Annotated in this window: 12 protein-coding genes; 7 read left to right on the top strand and 5 right to left on the bottom strand. The window is 66.0% G+C overall.

Annotated features, from left to right (window positions below):
* The 3 genes from IC40_RS0113835 to IC40_RS0113825 all read right to left on the bottom strand — a co-directional run.
* The coding region (locus IC40_RS0113835) for an Ig-like domain-containing protein (RefSeq protein WP_030135295.1) at positions 1-535 on the bottom strand (535 nt) is incomplete at its 3' end.
* Positions 433-2,049 carry a cadherin-like domain-containing protein gene (locus tag IC40_RS28600; RefSeq protein WP_478354255.1) on the bottom strand — a complete coding sequence of 539 codons (1,617 nt, stop codon included), beginning with the start codon at positions 2,047-2,049 and terminating at the stop codon, positions 433-435. The genes IC40_RS0113835 and IC40_RS28600, both read right to left, overlap by 103 nt.
* Before the next feature lie 1,547 nt (positions 2,050-3,596).
* Complete coding sequence (locus tag IC40_RS0113825) at positions 3,597-4,196, bottom strand: riboflavin synthase (RefSeq protein WP_030135293.1); 600 nt, start codon at positions 4,194-4,196, stop codon at positions 3,597-3,599.
* A 65-nt stretch (positions 4,197-4,261) separates the two neighbouring features.
* Here IC40_RS0113825 and IC40_RS0113820 point away from each other — a divergent pair, with 65 nt between their 5' ends.
* The 6 genes from IC40_RS0113820 to IC40_RS0113795 all read left to right on the top strand — a co-directional run bounded on the left by IC40_RS0113820 (position 4,262) and on the right by IC40_RS0113795 (position 11,026).
* Complete coding sequence (locus IC40_RS0113820; RefSeq protein WP_030135292.1) at positions 4,262-4,969, top strand: LppX_LprAFG lipoprotein; 708 nt, start codon at positions 4,262-4,264, stop codon at positions 4,967-4,969.
* Positions 4,969-6,561, top strand: a complete 1,593-nt coding sequence (locus IC40_RS0113815; RefSeq protein ID WP_030135291.1) for an MFS transporter — start codon at positions 4,969-4,971, stop codon at positions 6,559-6,561. Before IC40_RS0113820 ends, IC40_RS0113815 begins: the two co-directional genes overlap by 1 nt.
* Before the next feature lie 93 nt (positions 6,562-6,654).
* Positions 6,655-7,914, top strand: a complete 1,260-nt coding sequence (locus IC40_RS0113810; RefSeq protein ID WP_138158111.1) for a hypothetical protein — start codon at positions 6,655-6,657, stop codon at positions 7,912-7,914.
* A 69-nt stretch (positions 7,915-7,983) separates the two neighbouring features.
* Complete coding sequence (locus tag IC40_RS0113805; RefSeq protein WP_042509700.1) at positions 7,984-8,943, top strand: glycosyltransferase family 2 protein; 960 nt, start codon at positions 7,984-7,986, stop codon at positions 8,941-8,943.
* Positions 8,940-9,761, top strand: coding sequence for a glycoside hydrolase family 16 protein (locus IC40_RS0113800; RefSeq protein WP_081843434.1), 822 nt, complete (start codon positions 8,940-8,942; stop codon positions 9,759-9,761). The genes IC40_RS0113805 and IC40_RS0113800 overlap by 4 nt, the downstream gene beginning before the upstream one ends.
* Positions 9,762-9,787: 26 nt before the next feature.
* Positions 9,788-11,026 carry a glycosyltransferase family 2 protein gene (locus tag IC40_RS0113795; protein WP_030135287.1) on the top strand — a complete coding sequence of 413 codons (1,239 nt, stop codon included), beginning with the start codon at positions 9,788-9,790 and terminating at the stop codon, positions 11,024-11,026.
* Positions 11,027-11,036: 10 nt separating this feature from the next.
* Here the strand turns inward: IC40_RS0113795 and IC40_RS0113790 are convergent, their stop codons facing one another.
* The gene (locus tag IC40_RS0113790) at positions 11,037-13,145 is read right to left on the bottom strand and encodes a hypothetical protein (protein WP_240478687.1); all 2,109 of its coding nucleotides are present in this window, start codon (positions 13,143-13,145) and stop codon (positions 11,037-11,039) included.
* A gap of 79 nt (positions 13,146-13,224) precedes the next feature.
* The gene (locus IC40_RS0113785) at positions 13,225-13,872 is read right to left on the bottom strand and encodes a hypothetical protein (protein WP_042509799.1); all 648 of its coding nucleotides are present in this window, start codon (positions 13,870-13,872) and stop codon (positions 13,225-13,227) included.
* A gap of 254 nt (positions 13,873-14,126) precedes the next feature.
* On the opposite strand from IC40_RS0113785, the gene IC40_RS0113780 reads away from it, so the two are divergent.
* A complete protein-coding gene (locus IC40_RS0113780) occupies positions 14,127-17,999 on the top strand; it encodes an alpha/beta fold hydrolase (RefSeq protein WP_030135284.1) in 3,873 nt (1,290 codons plus the stop codon).
* Positions 18,000-18,050: the final 51 nt, after the last annotated feature.

The following is an 18,050-nucleotide window of genomic DNA, read 5'->3' as shown; positions in this document are numbered from 1 at the left end:
TATACGTATACGTGCCATCGGCATTGACCGTCACAGTGCCCTTGGACGGACCACTGCCCACGCTATAAGTCATCAACCCCTGCTCAGCAGCAGTCAACGTCAACCCACCGGTCACCGTCCCATTACTGCCCGACTTCGTCACCGGGATGCTGAGGTTGTGGGTGTTGACAGTGATGAGCGTGCTGGCCTCACCGCCCTTGCCATCGGTGACGTAGATCGTGAAGGTGGACAACGCGATGGCGCCGAACACCGGGTCTCCGCTGTCGAGGCCCGGGATGTAGTGCCAGTTGCCGTTCTGGTCGACCGTCACGATCGCACCGTTGGACAACACCTTCGTCGAGCTGCCACCGGGGCCGTCGACGCTGTAGTGCAGGGTGTCACCGTTCTCGTCCGAGGCGTGCACCGTCCCCGAAGCGATACCGGACCCGCCGATCACGGTGTCGCCGCCGATGAGCGGGGCGGTGGGCGCGACGTTCGGCTTGGGGACGACCTTGACGGTCGCAACCGTGATCGACTGGCCGTCGACCGTGCCCACAATCGTGAACGTGTCGGTCTCGTTCCAACCCGCCGNNNATCGGCATTGACCGTCACAGTGCCCTTGGACGGACCACTGCCCAGGCTGTAGGTCAGCAGGCCGGTGTTGGCGTTGTTGCTGATCTGCAGTCCGCCCTTGACCACACCGTCGACGTTGGACGTGACCACCGGATCGATATCCAGGTCGGCGGATAGCGTGACCGTGGTGGTCGTGGTGCCGCCGCGACCGTCGGAGACAAGGACCTCGAATGAGTCCAGCGTGAGGCCGCCGAGCAGTCCGGCCGGCTTCGGGATGAACGTGAAGGTGCCGTCGGTGTTGAGCAGCACGATGCCGCCGTTGGCGCTGTGCCCGGACGAGGCGCCGTTGGCGAGCGTGAAGGTCAGGTCGTCACCGTCGAAGTCGGTGGCGGCAACGGTGCCCCGCACTACGCCGTCGGAGTCCGGCAGCGCAACGGTGATGCCGCCGATCGGGTTGGAGTTGATCCGGTTGATGGTCACCGTCACCGACACCTCGACGACGCCGCCGTGCGCATCGTTGAGGGTGACGGTGAAGGTGTCGGTGCCGCCCTGCGACCGCGCCGCGAGGGTCGGTGTGTACATGTAGCCGAACGGGGTCACCACGACGATGCCGCCGCGCGGGGTCACCACATCGCCGGTCACGATGACGAGGTCGTCATCGTCATCCTTGACCTCGAAGGAACCGGTGATGATGCCGGTGATCGGCTCGGTGGTGGCGGTACCGACGGTGATCGTCGGCGGGGTGTTGGCGCTGACGATGTCGACGCTCACGACGGTCGGCAGCAGCGTGATGCCGCCGCGGCCGTCATTGGCCCAGATGGAGACGAGATCTGTTTTCACGCCGAGCAGTGCCGCAGCACCGTGACGGGCGGCATCGCTCGGGGTGTAGGTGAACGTGCCGTCCTCGTTGCGAACCACGCTGCCCCACAACGCTTCAGCGGTGTAGGTCAACGGATCGCCGTCGGCGTCGGTGGCCGCCGCGGTGATGGTGACCTTGCCGGTGACGGGGTCGTATCCGGTCACCTGTGCGTGGCCGCCCGAACCGAAGTACGGCAGGTTGTTGATGCCCAGGCCCGGGTAGCGGAAGCTCACCGTGTAGTAAGCATCGTTACCGTCCGGGGTCAACGGGTGGTCGAGGAAGCCCAAGCTGTCGTTGACCCGGACGGTGAACGTGACATCGGTGCCGTTGTTGAGGTCATCGAGCGAGTTCGGTACGAAGCTGAAGGTGCCGTCGGGGCTCATCGTGATGAGTCCGTTGCTCGGCTGTCCGCTGAAGTCCACGGAGTAGACCAGCGGGTCGCCGTTGGGGTCGATGCTCTTGAGCTTCCAGGTCAGCGGCAGCGGGCCGGCCGACACGGTCGGCGCACCCGGCAGCTGGTTGGTGGCCAGTCGCTCGTAGCGGCTGTAGGCCGCCGTCACCAGTACCAGTGCACCGAAGGTGAAGGGGGTGGGCTCACCATTCCAGTACGTGCCCTGCAACCCGGCGAACAGCGTCATGACCCATCCGGCCGCGACCTGAGTCGGATTGAGGATCGGGTCGGCGGCATAGGGCGGGAAGATGGCGTCGACGAAACCCGCCAACGCATTGACGATGCCCATGAACGGTTCGAAGGCCGGGATGACCGGGGGCTTGGGGACGATGTCGATATCGAACAGCGCCGAGGCCAGCGCCGGGGGCGTGGGCGCTGGATCCGAGCCGGCCAGGGCTGCGTACTGGTTCGCGTGCCCGACCTCGGGAACGACGACCGGGGCAACCATCGGGGCATTGTCCGAAGGGCCGTCGACGGTACCCGGGGCGACTTCGGTGCCTTCGCCTTCAGTGCCTTCGCCTTCGGGGGCGGTGCCCGGTGATTGGGTTCCCGGTTCGGTCGTGACGCCGTCTCCACCGGTGTTGCTGCCGGTTCCGGATTGTTCGGTCGTCGTCCCGGTGCCGGCCTCCCCCGTGGTGGTGGTGCCGGTGCCCTCGGTGGGGGGCTGCTCATCGACGATCGGGGTCGCACCGACGCTGCCACCGCTGTTCTCGCCACCGCTACCGTTGGTGCCGGTCAGGACCGTGCTGCCGGCGGTCTCATCATCGTTCGTGAGGTCGTCGTTCGTGAGGCTGTCGTTCTTGAGGTCGTCGTTCTTGAGGCTGTCGTCGTCTTTGGACTCATCGCGTTCTTTGACGCCACCGGTCCGGGTATCGGACCCGCGGTCGTCGGAGTCATTCTCGGACGTCCCGAGGCCACCGGTCTTGACGGTGCCCGAGCCACCGGTCCCGTTGGACGCGCCGGTGTTGTCACCGGCCTTGTGGTCGGAATCCGAGGCCGGTCCCGTCGACGGTCCGTCGGTGGTATCGGCGGCCGCGACGGCCGGCGCGGCGGTGACCGCGAGGCCGAGGAATGCCGCCACGGCGAATTCCCCGGCGCGCATCCGCTTCTTCGACGAATTCTTCCGATGGGTTGCCATGGTGCTCCTCGACATCGACCGCTGTGACGGCCCTTTAGCTGCCGACCGAGCGGAGCCGAAGGGTATTGACTGCGGCGTAAGTTAACACGGTGGTCAATAACTGAAAAGCATCTTCGGCGGAACTTTTGCCCGGGATTTCGTTGCCCGTCGGTACCCCAGCGGACGCAATCGATCAATTCGGACGACAATTTTCATGATCGAAAGGGTGCCAGCGGGCGCGCTAGCAACAAGGTCACATCCAACCCACAGGCAACGTGGGGGAACCGTTGCGTACCGCGTATGCCAGGCCGGGCGGCAGAAGCACTACCGACTCATTCAAAACAGGGCATCCAAGCTGCGCTTTCGACATGCGGAAGGGTGCTGTCAAGTGACCGGTTCAGAGCGGCCGAGAGCGCGCAAAAAGGTAAACAGTTGTTCGCTTTTAACTATGCGGCAATCACGTGTCAGGAACGGTCACAATCGCGCGCGGGACCACGGCAGGAACCGTCGACCGACGGAAAAAATATTTCGCTTCCGGACCGAATCGGACGCTCCACCGGATGTTGTCGAGCTGACCTCGCGACGTTGCTGCATCTGCAAGGAGCGAAGCGAAAGCGTCAGCGGTCACGTTCGCCGAGTAGCCGCTCGACGTATTTTGCGATCACATCCACCTCAAGATTCACAGGCGTGCCGACCACCGCGGAGCCGAGCGTGGTCAGTCCCAGCGTCGTCGGAATCAGCGAAACCTCGAACCAATCCGGCCCCAACCCTGAGACCGTCAGCGAGATGCCGTCGACCGTGATGGAACCTTTTTCCACCACATAGCGGGACAGCGGAGCCGGCAGCGACATCCGCACCACTTCCCAGTTCTCCGACGGTGACCGCGAGACGACTGTCCCGGTGCCGTCGACGTGGCCCTGGACTATATGGCCCCCGAGCCTGCTGTTGACCGCTGCCGCTCGCTCCAGATTGACCCGGCTGCCGACACCCACTGCTGCCAAGCTCGACCTGTTAAGTGTCTCGGCCATCACATCCGCCGTGAAAGCGCCGTCCGGGCGAACTTCAACGACCGTCAGGCACACGCCGTTCACCGCAATGGAATCGCCATGACCTGCGTCAGAGGTGACCACTGGCCCCCGAATCACGAAGCGGGCGGCATCAGGCAAATCTTCCTTGCCGACCACTTCGCCGAGCTCTTCCACGATTCCGGTGAACATGCCCACAGGTTAGTGCGCTGCATGTATCGGACGTCCATTCAGGGCGCTCCACTACGATGCACAACATGCAGACGCGCCCCCGTGCAGTCCGAATCCTTCTTCCCGTCCTCGCCGCGATCATGGCCCTCGCATTCGTCGGCTGCTCGTCGAAGACCAACGACGCGCCACTCCCCGACGCCGCGACCTTGTTGACCGAGTCGGCGGCCACCACGCGCGCCCAACAGAGCGTGCACCTCGAACTCGCCGTGGGCGGTGAGATCAAGGAACTACCCATCGCCCACCTCAGCGGTGACCTGACCAATGCGCCCGCTGTCGCCGCGCAGGGCAGCGCCGACCTTCTCTTCCTCGGGCAGAAACTCACCGACGTCGGTTTCGTCGTCGTCGACGGTGATCTCTACGGTGCGATCACCAAGGGCGGCAACATGCAGAACTTCGGTCCTGCCGCCGATATCTACGACATCTCCGCGATCCTCAACCCCGACAACGGACTGGCCAACGTGCTGTCGAGCTTCACCGACGCCAAGGCCGTCGGCCGCGAGGCGATCGGCGGCTCGGACGCCGTCAAGATCACCGGTACCGTCCCGCCCGAGGCGGTCAACAAGATCGCCCCGCAGCTCAACGCGACCGCTCCCGCCCCGGGTACCGCTTGGATTCGGGAGGACGGCGATCACCAGCTGGCTCAGGTGATGCTGGAGCCCTCCGCCGGCAACACCATCACGATGACCCTGTCCGATTGGGGTAAGCAGGTCACCGTCACGAAGCCCGCGACCTGATGTCGGCGGCCACCAGCCACCGAGCCGGGGGGCGCGCGGGTACCAACCGCCGCCTGGCAATAAGTGCGGGTGGCCTCGCGGTCACCCTCGGTGCGCTCGACACGTATGTCGTGATCACCATCATGACCGACATCATGCGCGACGTCGGCATACCGATCAATCAGATTCAGCAGGTCACGCCCATCGTGACCAGCTATCTGCTCGGCTACATCGCAGCGATGCCGCTGCTGGGCAAGGCCTCGGACCGATTCGGCCGCAAAATGATCCTGCAGGCCGGCCTGCTCGGATTCATGGTCGGCTCCACGGTCACGGCCCTGGCCGGTGACCTGACCACCCTGGTCATCGGACGGACCCTTCTCGGCATCGCCAGCGGCGCGCTGCTGCCCGTGACCCTCGCATTGGCGGCCGATCTGTGGTCCGACCGCGGCCGGGCGACCGTGCTCGGCGGCATCGGCGCAGCGCAGGAACTCGGCAGTGTGCTGGGTCCGCTGTACGGCATCGCCGTGGTGTGGGCGCTGAACACCTGGCGCGACATCTTCTGGATCAACATCCCGATGGCGGCCGTCGCCATGGTGATGATCCATTTCAGTGTCCCGTCCAGGGACAAGGACCAGCCGCTGCAGAAGGTCGACGTCGTCGGCGGTGTGCTGCTGGCCATCGCGCTCGGCGCGGCCGTCGTCGGTCTCTACAACCCGTCGCCCGACGGCAAGAACCTGCTGCCGAGCTACGGCATCCCGCTGCTGATCGTCGCCGTGATCACCATCATCGGGTTCTTCGTCTGGGAAAAGCGGGCCACCACGCGCCTGCTCGAACCGGCGGGTGTGAAGTTCCGGCCGTTCCTCGCCGCACTGGGCGCATCCCTATGCGCAGGTGCCGCTCTGATGGTGACGCTGGTCAACGTGGAGTTGTTCGGCCAGGGCGTGCTCGGCATGGACAAGAACGAAGCGGTCGTCCTGCTGCTGCGCTTCCTCATCGCCCTGCCGATCGGCGCGCTGCTCGGTGGTTGGTTGGCCACCCGTATCGGTGATCGGCCGATCGCGGTGACAGGTCTGATCATCGCGGCCTTCGGGTACTGGCTGATCTCGCACTGGACCGTCGATGTGTTGTCCGCCCGTCATGATCTCGGCCTGTTCACGCTGCCCGCCTTCGACACCGACCTCGCCCTTGCCGGCTTCGGCCTGGGCCTGGTGATCGGTCCGCTGACGTCGGCGGCCCTGCGGGTCGTACCGCCGGCCGAACACGGAATCGCCTCGGCCGCGGTCGTCGTGTCGCGGATGATCGGCATGCTCATCGGCATGGCGGCGCTCTCGGCGTGGGGTCTCTACCGGTTCAACCAAATCCTGGCATCACTACCGGTCGTCAACACCACCAACATGATGGATGCCGGTAGGCAGCTGATGGAGAACACCCGGACCGCATACACCATGCAATATGGCGAGATCTTCGCCATCACGGCGGTCGTGTGTCTGGTGGGAGCCCTCGCAGCAGTCTTCATCAGCAGCCGCGGCGACGCAGTCGAGGCTGACCATGACGACAGCGATATCGCGAAAGCAGCTGGCAACGAGCCGTTTCCGGCATCGCCGCAGTCCTGACCACTGAGTCGACCCATCGCACGCGACCAGACGGGCTGCGTCACAAAAGGTAGACCCACCATCGGCGACCGACATTGCTAAGGTCGCTGCGTCATGTCTTATCTGGTTGCCGATCGATGTGTGGCGCAGACGCCCCGCGTACCGGTGGCGACCCTGGATGCAGCCCACAGCAGGCGCCGATCGGCCATCGTGGTCGGGCCGCTCAAGCTGCCGGCACCGGATCTGCTCGCCGCGCGGCTTGCCGCCATGACCGCCGTGGGACCGGTCGCTCGGCTCTGCCTGGACCCGTCACCGGCGAGCACTCATTGGCGTCACATCGATCCCGCCGGTGCGCCGCGACTGCACTCGGTCGCGCCGGCATCGGATCCGACCGAACTCCTACAGACAGTCCGCACCCTGGACGACCGAGCCGTCACTGTGGTCGCAGCCGGGCAGTGGCTTGCCATCGATTTCAGTCACGGGCTCGGTGAGATCCCGCTCATCCACACGTTGCTCGACGTGCTGTTCGGACTCACCGATCCGGCCGATGCAGCGACGTGGCACCGCTATGCACGCACGCCGCACCCACTGCGCAGCGCCGCCATGAAGACTTTCGCGGTGCACCCGCTGCGCGTCGCCAAACTGCTTGCCGCCGCCCGTCGTCAGCCGCTGATGGCCGGCAACGACACGGGACCCGATGCCGGTGCATACACGGGATTCGCCTGCTCGCCGACCACCCGCAGGCTCGGCCTGACGGCCGGTCAACTCGGCGAGATGCGCGCGCGCCGCGACGCCGCGCTGCCCGGAGTCAGCATGGTGGCGTTGTTCACCTTCGCATTGCACCAGGCGTTCGGCCGCACCGGCATCAGGCTGTCCGAAACCGTCAAGATCCCTTTTGATGTCCGCCGCTACCTGCCCCGCGACAAGGACACACTCGGATCGTTCTCGGCGGGACTGGATTTCACGCTCGACCGGGCGGGTGGCCCGGCCGCACTGCAGCGGGCGATGACGCGGGCCGGCAGAACGGGCCGCCCGGTCGCGAATCTGTTGGTGGGCACCGCGAAAGCACGCCGCGGCTCGGATCGACGTACCCTCGACTCCCCCGCCGTTGTGCCGCCACCTCAGCTGCTGCACTCCAATCTGGGCTGGGCGCAACGGAACGGCGCCTGGCCGTTCACCGACCGCCGACAGGCGTGCATGTTGGTCGCGTCCGACCCGGCGTCCACCAGCGGTCTCACCGTCACATCGGTGGGAGTCGCGGAGAACCTGTGGTTCACCGCCGAATTCCACCGCTCGGTACACGATCCGGACGCGGTCGCCGAGGCGCTGGCTCTCCTTCCCCAGACCGTAGCCGACCTGACGGGCACAGACTGAGATAGTCTGGCCCCAAACCATATTCACCACACTGCCGCGCCCCCGTCGCGTATCCCTGGAGTCGATGCCGTGCCGCCCGTATCAGCGCACGACGGTCTTGCCGTGTCCGCGGTAAGCCTGTCGGTCGTCATCTGCTGCTATACCACTGCCCGGCGCACCCAGGTGCTGCGGGCAATACAAACCACACTCGACCAGATCGCTGCTCGGGATGAGATCATCGTGGTGGTAGACCACAACGACGATCTGCTGGCCGACCTGCAGAGCACGCTGCCCGAACAGATCGCACTGATTGCCAACCGTTTTGAGCGCGGATTGTCGGGCGCACGCAACACCGGGGTCGCCCGGTCACGCGGTGAGGTCGTGGTCTTCGTCGACGACGACGCCGTGCCGGCGAGCGGGGCGCTCGACCACGCGCGTGCCCCGTTCGAGGATCGGAGCGTCGTCGCCATCGGTGGCGCGGTGCGAGCCGACTGGGCTTCAGGGTCAGCCCCAGGCTGGTTCCCCGATGAGTTCGGCTGGGTGGTCGGTTGCGATTACCGTGGACTACCGGCCTGCGGCGAACAGATCCGTAACCCCATCGGCGCGGCAATGGCGGTACGGCGGACGGCACTGGTCGAGATCGAGGGCTTCTCAACCGAACTCGGACGCGTCGGCGATCTGCTCGCAGGTTGTGAGGAAACATTGATGGGTGTCCAGCTGCACGCCAGATTCCCTGGCCACCGCATCATCCGGCACACCGGCTTCCAAGTCGATCATCACATTCCGGCCGAGCGGGCCACACTGGGGTACTTCACCCGCCGGTGCTACCAGGAGGGCCGATCCAAGGCCGTGCTGGCCCGGATCTCGGGTCGGCAAGCCGCGCTGTCCAGCGAGCGCAGTTACACCAGCCGCATCCTGCCGTCCGGAGCCTGGCGGGCCCGGGCAAATCCCCGTCGCGTGCTCGCACTGGTCATCGGATTCGGCTACACCGCAGCGGGTTACGTGACAGGTATGGCGCTGAGTGCCCGATCTGCGAAGGCGGCGGCGTGAGACCGAGCCTATCGACCCTCGGCAAGGGCTGCGCGCTGCTCGTCGTCGGCACGGTGGTAGGTGCCTGCGCTCTGCTGAGTACCGCCGACACGGCCGACGGTGCTCCGCGCATTCTGTTGAACTCCGAGTTCGACGGCCCCGCCGGCGCTCCGCCCGACGGGATCTGGCAGATCGCGACCGGCGGTGGCGGCTGGGGCAACAACGAGGCCCAGATCTACACCGACCATCCGGAGAACATCGCGCTGGACGGCAACGGGCACCTGGCCCTGACCGCTCGTCGGGGCGCCGACGGACAGATCACCTCGGCACGGGTCGACACCAACGGCAGCTTCGCGTTCACCTTCGGCCGCGCCGAGGCGCGCATCGCGCTGCCCGCGGGCGCGGGCCTGCATCCCGCGTTCTGGCTGCTCGGGGCCAATCTCGACCAGGTCGGCTGGCCGGCCGCCGGTGAGATCGACGTCATCGAGACGCTCAATCAGGCCACCGAATGGCATTCGGGCGTGCACGCTCCGCAGAGCGGAACCGAACGCGGACAACAGATGTCGGCAACCGGGCCGGTGCCGTTCCCGCTCGCCGGAGTATTCCGCACCTACTGGGTCGAACGCACACCTGGTCGTATCGTCACCGGTGTCGACGATACGACCCTGCTCACGGTCACGCCGTTGAACCTCGAAGAGGGTGCCACGTGGGTGTTCGATGCACCGTTCCAGCTGTTGCTCAACCTCGCCGTCGGAGGCGACTGGCCCGGCCCGGCCGACGAATCGACGCCGTTCCCCACAACAATGCTCATCGACTGGGTAAGGGTCACCGAACTGTGAACACCGCTGTGACGATGGATCCTGTGATGGCACATGGCGGTGCCCCCGACAGTGCGCACGCGCGCTGGATCGGATGCCTCGATATCGACCTGGTGGGAGACCACAACGGTCGGGTCACCGTGAACATCACGCGTTCCGCAGGTTATCGGCAAGCCCGAATCCTGTTGCGCGACCGGGCACAACCCATCGATTTCGTCGAGGCCGATATCGTCGGCGACACCGTCACCCTGGACCTTCCCGGGTCCACCCCGGTGCTGGATGTGCCCGCAGCTGATCCAGCACCGCCGATATCGGTGGTGCTGTGCACCAGGGAACGGCCCGAGGATCTGGCCGGCGCCCTGGCATCACTGTCCGCCATCGACTATCCCGACTTCGAGATCATCGTGGTCGACAACGCGCCGGTGACGGATGCGACGGAACGGGTGGTCGCTGAGGCCGGAGACGCCCGCATCCGACGCGTGCTGGAACCCATCGCCGGACTGTCCAATGCCCGCAATGCGGGTCTACATGCTGCCCAGCATGACATCGTGGCGTTCACCGATGACGATGTCGTGGTCGACACGTACTGGCTGCAAGGACTGGCTCGGGGCTTCGCCCGGTCCGCGGATGTCGCCTGCGTCTGCGGGATGGTTCCCAGTGGGGAACTCCGCACGGCGGCGCAGGTCTACTTCGACCAGCGGGTGTCCTGGGCCGGCACGTTGGCACCGCGCGCCTACTCGATGGCCGCTCCGCCGCCGGACCTGCCGTTGTTCCCCTTCCAGGTCGGCATTTACGGTACCGGAGCCAACTTCGCCGTCAGACGCCGTGCGGCCTTCGAGATGGGCGGCTTCGACGAGGCGCTGGGTGCGGGCACCTCGACCAAGGGCGGCGAGGATATCGACATGTTCTTCCGACTGGTGGCCGCCGGACACACCCTGGTCAACGAACCGGCGGCCATCGTCTGGCACCGCCATCGCAGTGACAGCACTGCATTGCTGGCCCAGGCGCGCGGGTATGGTCTGGGCCTCGGCGCCTGGTTGACGAAGGTGTTCTGCGAACCGGCTCATCGCAGGCTGGCATTCTCCTTGGCGCGCAGACAGTTCCGGTCCTCGGTGCGCGCCGGCGCAGGGTACGGCGCGATCATGATTCCGCCGGCGGACCTCGGCGACAGCATCCCTCGGGCCATCGGCCGGACCGAAGTCCTGTCGGTTCTCGGCGGCCCGTTGGCGCTGTGGCGGGGCCGACGCCAGGGTCGCCGCCGTGATCCGATGCACGAGGCCGGCTGAGCCGGTCCGGCTATTCGGATGCCTTCTCCTGGTTGATACTCCGGAACACCAGGGTGGCACCGTCTTCGTAGAAGACCGTCCAGTTCGGCGACGCACGCAACGCATCCTGCAGCAGTTCGATGGCCTCCGGCCGGTAATCGCCGTAGTAGCGCACCGCCTTGTTCGACTGTTCGCTGAACATCAGGTAGGCCATGTAGGCCTCGCGTGTCGCGTTGTCGTCCAAGGTGGCTATGTCGTCGTCGGCCGGGAAGTTCGCTTTCAGTTCCGGTAGCCGAGGATCGCGGCCATCCCACAGGTCGTAGGCGATCGACTCGTCGAAATAGGGATTGAACAATGTCAGTTCGGCATAGTCCGCGTTGACCCGGGTGGGCATGCCGCTCGGCCGGATCATCACCAGCCGAGTGCGTGGATCGGCGCCCTCGGTGATCGAGTTCATCAGGTCGATCTGTGCGCGGGTCTCCACCACCATCGGCCACAGCGCCACATAGCCGTGCAGGCCGGCCAGCGAGAGCCCGCTCAGGCAGAGTCCGGCGATCAGCCGACTCGATGCCCCGCGCATGCCGACACGGCGGCGATCCACCGCACCGACCAGTGCCGGTGCGATCAGGATCGCGCAACCCAGTATCGCGTAGAGATAGACACGGAAGATCGCCTCGCCACCGTAGTTCTGCCCGAGCAGCAGACCGAATGACGAGAACGCCACGATGCCCAGCGCCACCACCGGTTGTTTGCGCCGCCAACGCCACAATGCACAACCGAAGGCGGTGGCCACGACCACCAGGGACAAGGATCGGACCACGAGCGAGGTGAAATCCTTGGCAGGCATACCCGAACTCACGATATTGCTGGTGGCATTGCTCACCGGGCTGCTGCCGGAGAACACCCCGTAGGGCAGCACCGCTTCGAGGTTGAGCAACAGGTAGCCGCCCACGATCGCGACCATCACCACCGAGATCCACCACGGTCGCGCGCGCCGCATCACGCAGAGCAGACACACGACGGCGACAGCCCAGAACGGGGTCAGCTGGTGGGTGGGCACCGCGGCGGCGAACACGACGATCGCCAGGACGCCGGCCGGCCGGCTGCGCGGTGAGGCAAGCAGTAGCACGATCATCCCGAAGGCCAACACCAACGACCACGCCTGTGGTGAGAAGTAGTCTTGACCAACCCAATTGACGACCTCGGCCAGAAACGCCGCGGTGAGGGCGGTGCGACGCGACTGCCCGATCACCCTCGCCGCGCAGTACACGGCAAGCGCGATCAGGACATGAATGATCGGCGCGAAGACATGGGCGATCGTGATCGGTTGCACACCGGTGACATCGCTGAACCAGGCGAACATGACGAAGAAGGCCGACCACTGGGCGTAGATGTCGGTGCCGTCCGGCGCGATACGCCCATGCACGAGGATGTAGTCGACGACCGCCAGATGTTTGTAGGTCCAGTCGTAGAGCGGCACCTCGGTGGCCACGAATGTGGTCACACGGGAGACGAGGATTGCTGCTGCAACGGCCACCGCCGCCGGGACCAGCCTGCGGTCGCGCACCGCGACCAGCAGCCCCGATGCGCACAGCACGATACACACCGCCAGCAGTGGCCCGGTGCCGGAGAACAGCAGCCCGTAGTAGCTCGCATCGACGCCCGGCAGACCCGGTACGGCAATCACCCAGATGAGGACCGCGGCAGCGCTGAGCACCAGCGAAAGGTGGGTGCGCACAACCGACCGGTGGGCCACCGTGGAGTTCGGGACCGCCCGCCAGCGCACGCCGGAGCCGGCGCAACCAGGATGGCGGTAGTACCAGTAGCCGCTACTGACGCACACCGCGATGACCTGAGTCCACAAGATCTCGGGCGGATTCCACCGGTAGGACCACATCGCCGCCATGGCCACCAGCGTGGTGATCGCGGCGCCGAGCACGGGAACCGTCGACAACAGCGCTCGCCGTGGAATCGGTACCCAGCTCAGCACAGCAGCGCCGGGACCTATCGCGATGAACACCAGCAGAGCGATCCCGCGCGCCACATCGGGCAGGCCCGTCAGGGCGAGGACACCTGCCACTGCGCCGGCCACCGCCAGATCGGCCATGCGCACCCGCAGCAGTGGCACACGGCGCCTCACACCCGCCTCTGGTCCACCGGAACTCGAGGTCCCCGAACCAGCCTCCAGCGTGGCTGTCATCGACGAAATCCGTTGGCGATCATCGGGTGTGCTCGACTGGTTCGTGGATGCCGGCGGCCGGCGTCCTCGTCAATCCGACGGTGCCCACCGTGATGACGGTGACCAGGATTCCGTAGATGCACAACCGCTGCACCCCACCTGGTCCGACGATGTCCACACCACCGACATAGGCGAAGTACCCGATCAGACTGGCCAGCGACGCGAGCACGGCCACTAGGCGCCGCTCCCCCGTCATCCGGGTCGTCGAACTGGTCGCGATCAGAAACGCCCCCACCGACCCGAGGGTCATGAACACCATGATGGCGGTGAGATTGCCGGTGTAGCTGACGTTCTGGGTGATCGCGCCGCTGACCGTCAGGCCGAGTCCCGCCGCCACGAGCAACAGCGCACCGGCCCGATCGGTCACCCGCTGGGCGAAGAGTCCGGCGGCGGTGAATACGACAGCCAAGCCGGCCACCACCAGGGCGATGTTCATGACCCGGTACAGCTCGCTGCACGGCCAGTTGCCCACCGGTCCGCAGAAGGCGGTTCCGAGCGGGCCGAGCAGGTCCTCGTGATAGCCGTAGAACCCACGCCAGGACGCGGCCACCACCCACTCGGCGGCGAAGAAGAGCAACGGCACCAAGGACACCCACCCGGTGAACCGGGACAGAACACTCGGACGCACTACCTCACCCTCCTCGGCCGCGGAGTCCTCGATCCGCCCCACGACGCCTCGCCGGTGACGAAAACGCCGTCACGGCAATAGAGTTCGACTCAACTGCTGGAGACTAGCAACAACGCCGACGAAACTGGCCGCTACCTCTACCAGTATGATGAGCATCACTACTTTGGGTAGGCTAACCAATCTGGCGAGGACTCAGTATCCTCCTCCTGGTGGCGCCAACGCCTCATTCGACCTCCCGCTAGGAACACCGCCACATGCCCACGATCGGCCGACCCGACACCCTGGAATCACGACAAACATCCTCGCCGGCAGCGGATCTGAGCGACCAGACACCATCTGTCGTCTCCGCCACCCCGCGACGCGGCGGACTGAGTATCGACATCGCCGCGGTCATGACCTCCAGTGCAGCCACCGGCGTGCTCGGATTCGTGTTCTGGACCGTCGCCGCGCGGGGCTATGACACCGCGGAGGTCGGACGCGCATCGGCCATCATCACCTCGGCGACGCTGATCGCCATCCTTGCCAATTTCAGTCTCGGCAGCCTGTACGAGCGCTTCCTCCCGCTGGCCGGTCACCGGACCAAGAGCATCGTCCGTCAAGGCATGATGTTCGTCGCCGCGACGGCTCTGGTGTTCGGCGCCGCCTTCACCGTCCTGGGACCACGCGCCCAGTTGTTCCCGGATCCGGTTGACCTACTGTTCTTCCCATTGTTCGTGGTGATCCTCGCGATCTATGCGCTACAGGACCAGATCCTGATCGGGCTGGGCCGTGCCCGTGCCATCGCCACCAAGAACATCAGTCAATCCATCGCCAAACTGGTCATCGTCGCGGGCATGATCCCGCTGGCGACCGGTTCGGCGATCGTCTGGTCATGGGTGCTGCCCGCGGCGGTCATCACCGGGATCATCGCGATCGTCGTCATCCGCAGGGAGACGAGTGCCCGAACCGGAACGGCCGATCTGCCCGACCGTCGCGAGTTGGTCAACTTCTTCGCCAGTTCCTACGCGATCAACGCCATCAACGTGATCGTGCCGCTGCTGGTACCGCTGATCGTGGTGGCACAGCTCGGCACCGAGATGAACGCGTACTTCTCGATGTGCTGGCTGGTGGTCAACACGCTGGGTGCGCTGATCGTGGCCACCGCGGCGCCATTCATCGCCACCGCATCCACCCCGGGCGCCGACGTGTGGGCGTGCACCAAGCGCTTCGTGCTGTTGTGCGGTGGATCCGCGGTCGCCGGCTGCGTGGTACTGATGGCGGCCGCCCCGTTCATCCTGGGGATCCTCGGCCCGCATTATGCCGCCAACGGCACGACGCTGATCAGAACGATGGCCCTGGTGTTGCCCGCAGTGGCATTGACGACCATCTACACCGCGCTGGCTCGGCTGCAGCGCAAGCTGCGGCTGGCCGTCATCTCCCAGGTGCTGCTGGGTGTGCTGGTGGTGGTCGGTGTGATCCTGACCACCCCCGAGTGGGGGATCGACGCGGTCGGATACACCTACGTCGCAGGCGAATTGCTCATCACACTCGTTGTTCTCGGACCCACGGTCGCGCTGCTGCGGCGGGTGGCCGCAACCCCGAGCGGACAGGCCCTCGACAGCCCGGTCCGCACCATCCCAATCCGGCCCGAACTGAGCCATATCGCACCGATCGAGTTCGACTCGGTGAGTGAGCGATTCGGACAGATTGCTCAAGACAAGCGCGACAGCGTGGCAGTGCGCACCGCGAACGCGTCCATCACCTACGGAGAGCTCAAAAGCGCCGCCGAGACATGGACACACGCATTGCGCCGACGACACGATCCTGAGGCCCCCGTGGCCATGGTGGCTGATTTGAGTCCGCAGATCGCGGCGGTGGTCCTCGGCAGCTTCGCCGCCGGCGCACCGCTGGTGCCGTTGGATCCCGGACTTCCCCAAGACCGGATCATCCATATTTTCGATGCCCTGCGGGAACACGGCCGCCGCGTCGACACCGTCATCGTCGACGACCCCGATCACGCACCGGCTCGGCAGCTCGCCCACGGGTGCACCGTCTGGCCCGCACACACACCGCCGGAGCGAACACCCGCTCCTGGACCCTCTGCGGCGCTTGACCGGCAACGGGTCACCAGCATCCAATTCACGTCGGGCTCCTCCGGTGAACCCAAGGCAGTCCTGCACGTGCACGGAACCTGGTTGAGCGACTGGATTCTGCACCGCGACCGGTTCGGCATCGTCGAAGACAGCCGCGTCGCGCTGTGTATGCCGGTCAGCTTCGCCGCCGGGATGAACGTGCTGGTCGGCGCCCTGCTCTCGGGTGCTCAGGTCGTCTCGATCGACCCACGCAACTGCACCCCGGAGTCGGCGATCGACCGGCTCGCCGACGCTGACATCGTGATGTGCACGCCGTCGTTTCTGCAGTCGCTGACCGAGGCCGCCTCGGGTCGCACGCTGTCCGGCGTGCAGCGCATCGTGACCACGGGTGAGCCTGTGTACGGCAACGTCCTGCGACGCGCGCGGGAGCTCGCGCCGAATGCCGTACTGACGAACTGGGCGGGATCCTCGGAGACACTGGGCATCGCGCATTTCGACATCTGGCCCGACGAGGAGGTCCCCGCGGGGGTCATCCCGGCCGGCGTTGCCGTTCCGCACAAGGAACTCGGTATCGACGAACTCGGCCGACTGACCGTCACCTCCCCCTATGTCGCCGCCGGATACCTCAGGGCAGACAGCGCTTCGACAACTTTCACGACAAATCCCGACGGCAGCCGCACATTCGTCACCAACGACCGGGCCAGGATCACCGAGGACGGTACGCTCGTCGTGCTGGGGCGAATGGATGCCGCCGTCAAGATCCGTGGTTATTTGGTGGAGCCGGCCGAAGTGGAAGCCGCGCTGCTCGACTGCCCCGGGGTTCGCGAGGCGCTCGTCGTCGCCGACCAGCATTCCGGAGCACCCGTGCTCACGGCCTACGTGGCCCCCGACCCAGAGCTGCGCAGTCCCGCGGTGGCCGATATCCGGGCCCAGCTACACACCAGGCTGCCGGCATGGATGGTCCCCACCAACGTGGTGATGCTCCAGGAGCTCCCCCGCAATGAGCGCGGCAAGGTCGACCGACGGGCGCTGCCGGCACCCACCCGCGGACCGATCACCGCACCCGAGGACGGCCTGGAGTCTGCCATCGCCACCGCATGGGCCGAGGTGCTCAGGCTCGATCAGATCGGCCGGGACGAGAACTTCTATGCTCTCGGCGGTGACTCGCTCAACGTCCAGCGCATGATCAGCCTCGTCGGAGGAGAGCACGACATCCGACTCACCGCGTCGGATCTGGCCGCGGCGCCTACCATCGCGCAGTTCGCCGAGGTGGTGCGATCACGTCGGGCTGGCGAAGCGGTGTTGCGGGACAGCGGAATCCGACCCACGACCGTCGTGCTGCGCACCCCCGGCGAGCACACCCGATCGACGTTGTTCTGCTTTGCCGGTGCGGGCGCCTCGGCACTGTCGTTCGTTCCACTGACCGACCGGTTGGGCGTCGACACCGCCGTGATCGCGTTTCAAGCTCAGGGTCTGGAGAATCGTGCTTTTCCGGACTGGACGATCGGACGGGCCGCGCGGCGGCACCTGAGTGATCTGCTGTCCCTGCAGCCGACGGGTCCGTACCGGTTGGCGGGCCACTCGCTCGGCGCATTCATCGCCATCGATGTAGCCAACCGGCTTCGAGCACTCGGCCACCAGGTGGAACTCGTCACCCTGCTGGACCCGTTCCTGCCCCCGCGGACCGTTCGCGCGGCTCGGCGGGAGCTACCCGATGTCGGATCCACACTGCTGGAACAACCTCCGGCAGCGCCACGCGAACTCTGGCGGCAGCGACTGTGGTTGCCACTGGCCGGAATCCTCGACGGCACACCGGACGAGAAGGTGGCAGCGTTGCGTGAGGTGGGCGTGCGGGTCGGCCGGTTACACCGCCCCCGCCCGTATCCGGGCCGGACGCTGTTGATACTCAGCAGCTTCAACCGCGACGACGAACGTGTGTGGCCGCAACTGCTCACCGGGGACTTGTCGGTGCAGCGGATCAACTGCGACCACGATTCGGTGGTGCGGGAGCCACACGTCGGACGGGTCGCCGACATGATCCGCGCGCAGCGCTGAGCTGGAGCCAAGCACAAAAATACGGCCCCCTCCGGTGAGGGGGCCGTATTC

Origin of the sequence: Mycolicibacterium neoaurum ATCC 25795 (genome assembly GCF_000691525.1) — a bacterium.
Lineage (GTDB): Bacteria > Actinomycetota > Actinomycetes > Mycobacteriales > Mycobacteriaceae > Mycobacterium > Mycobacterium neoaurum.
The sequence above is the reverse complement of the archived record's forward strand: the minus strand, read 5'-3'. Positions and strand labels throughout refer to the sequence as shown.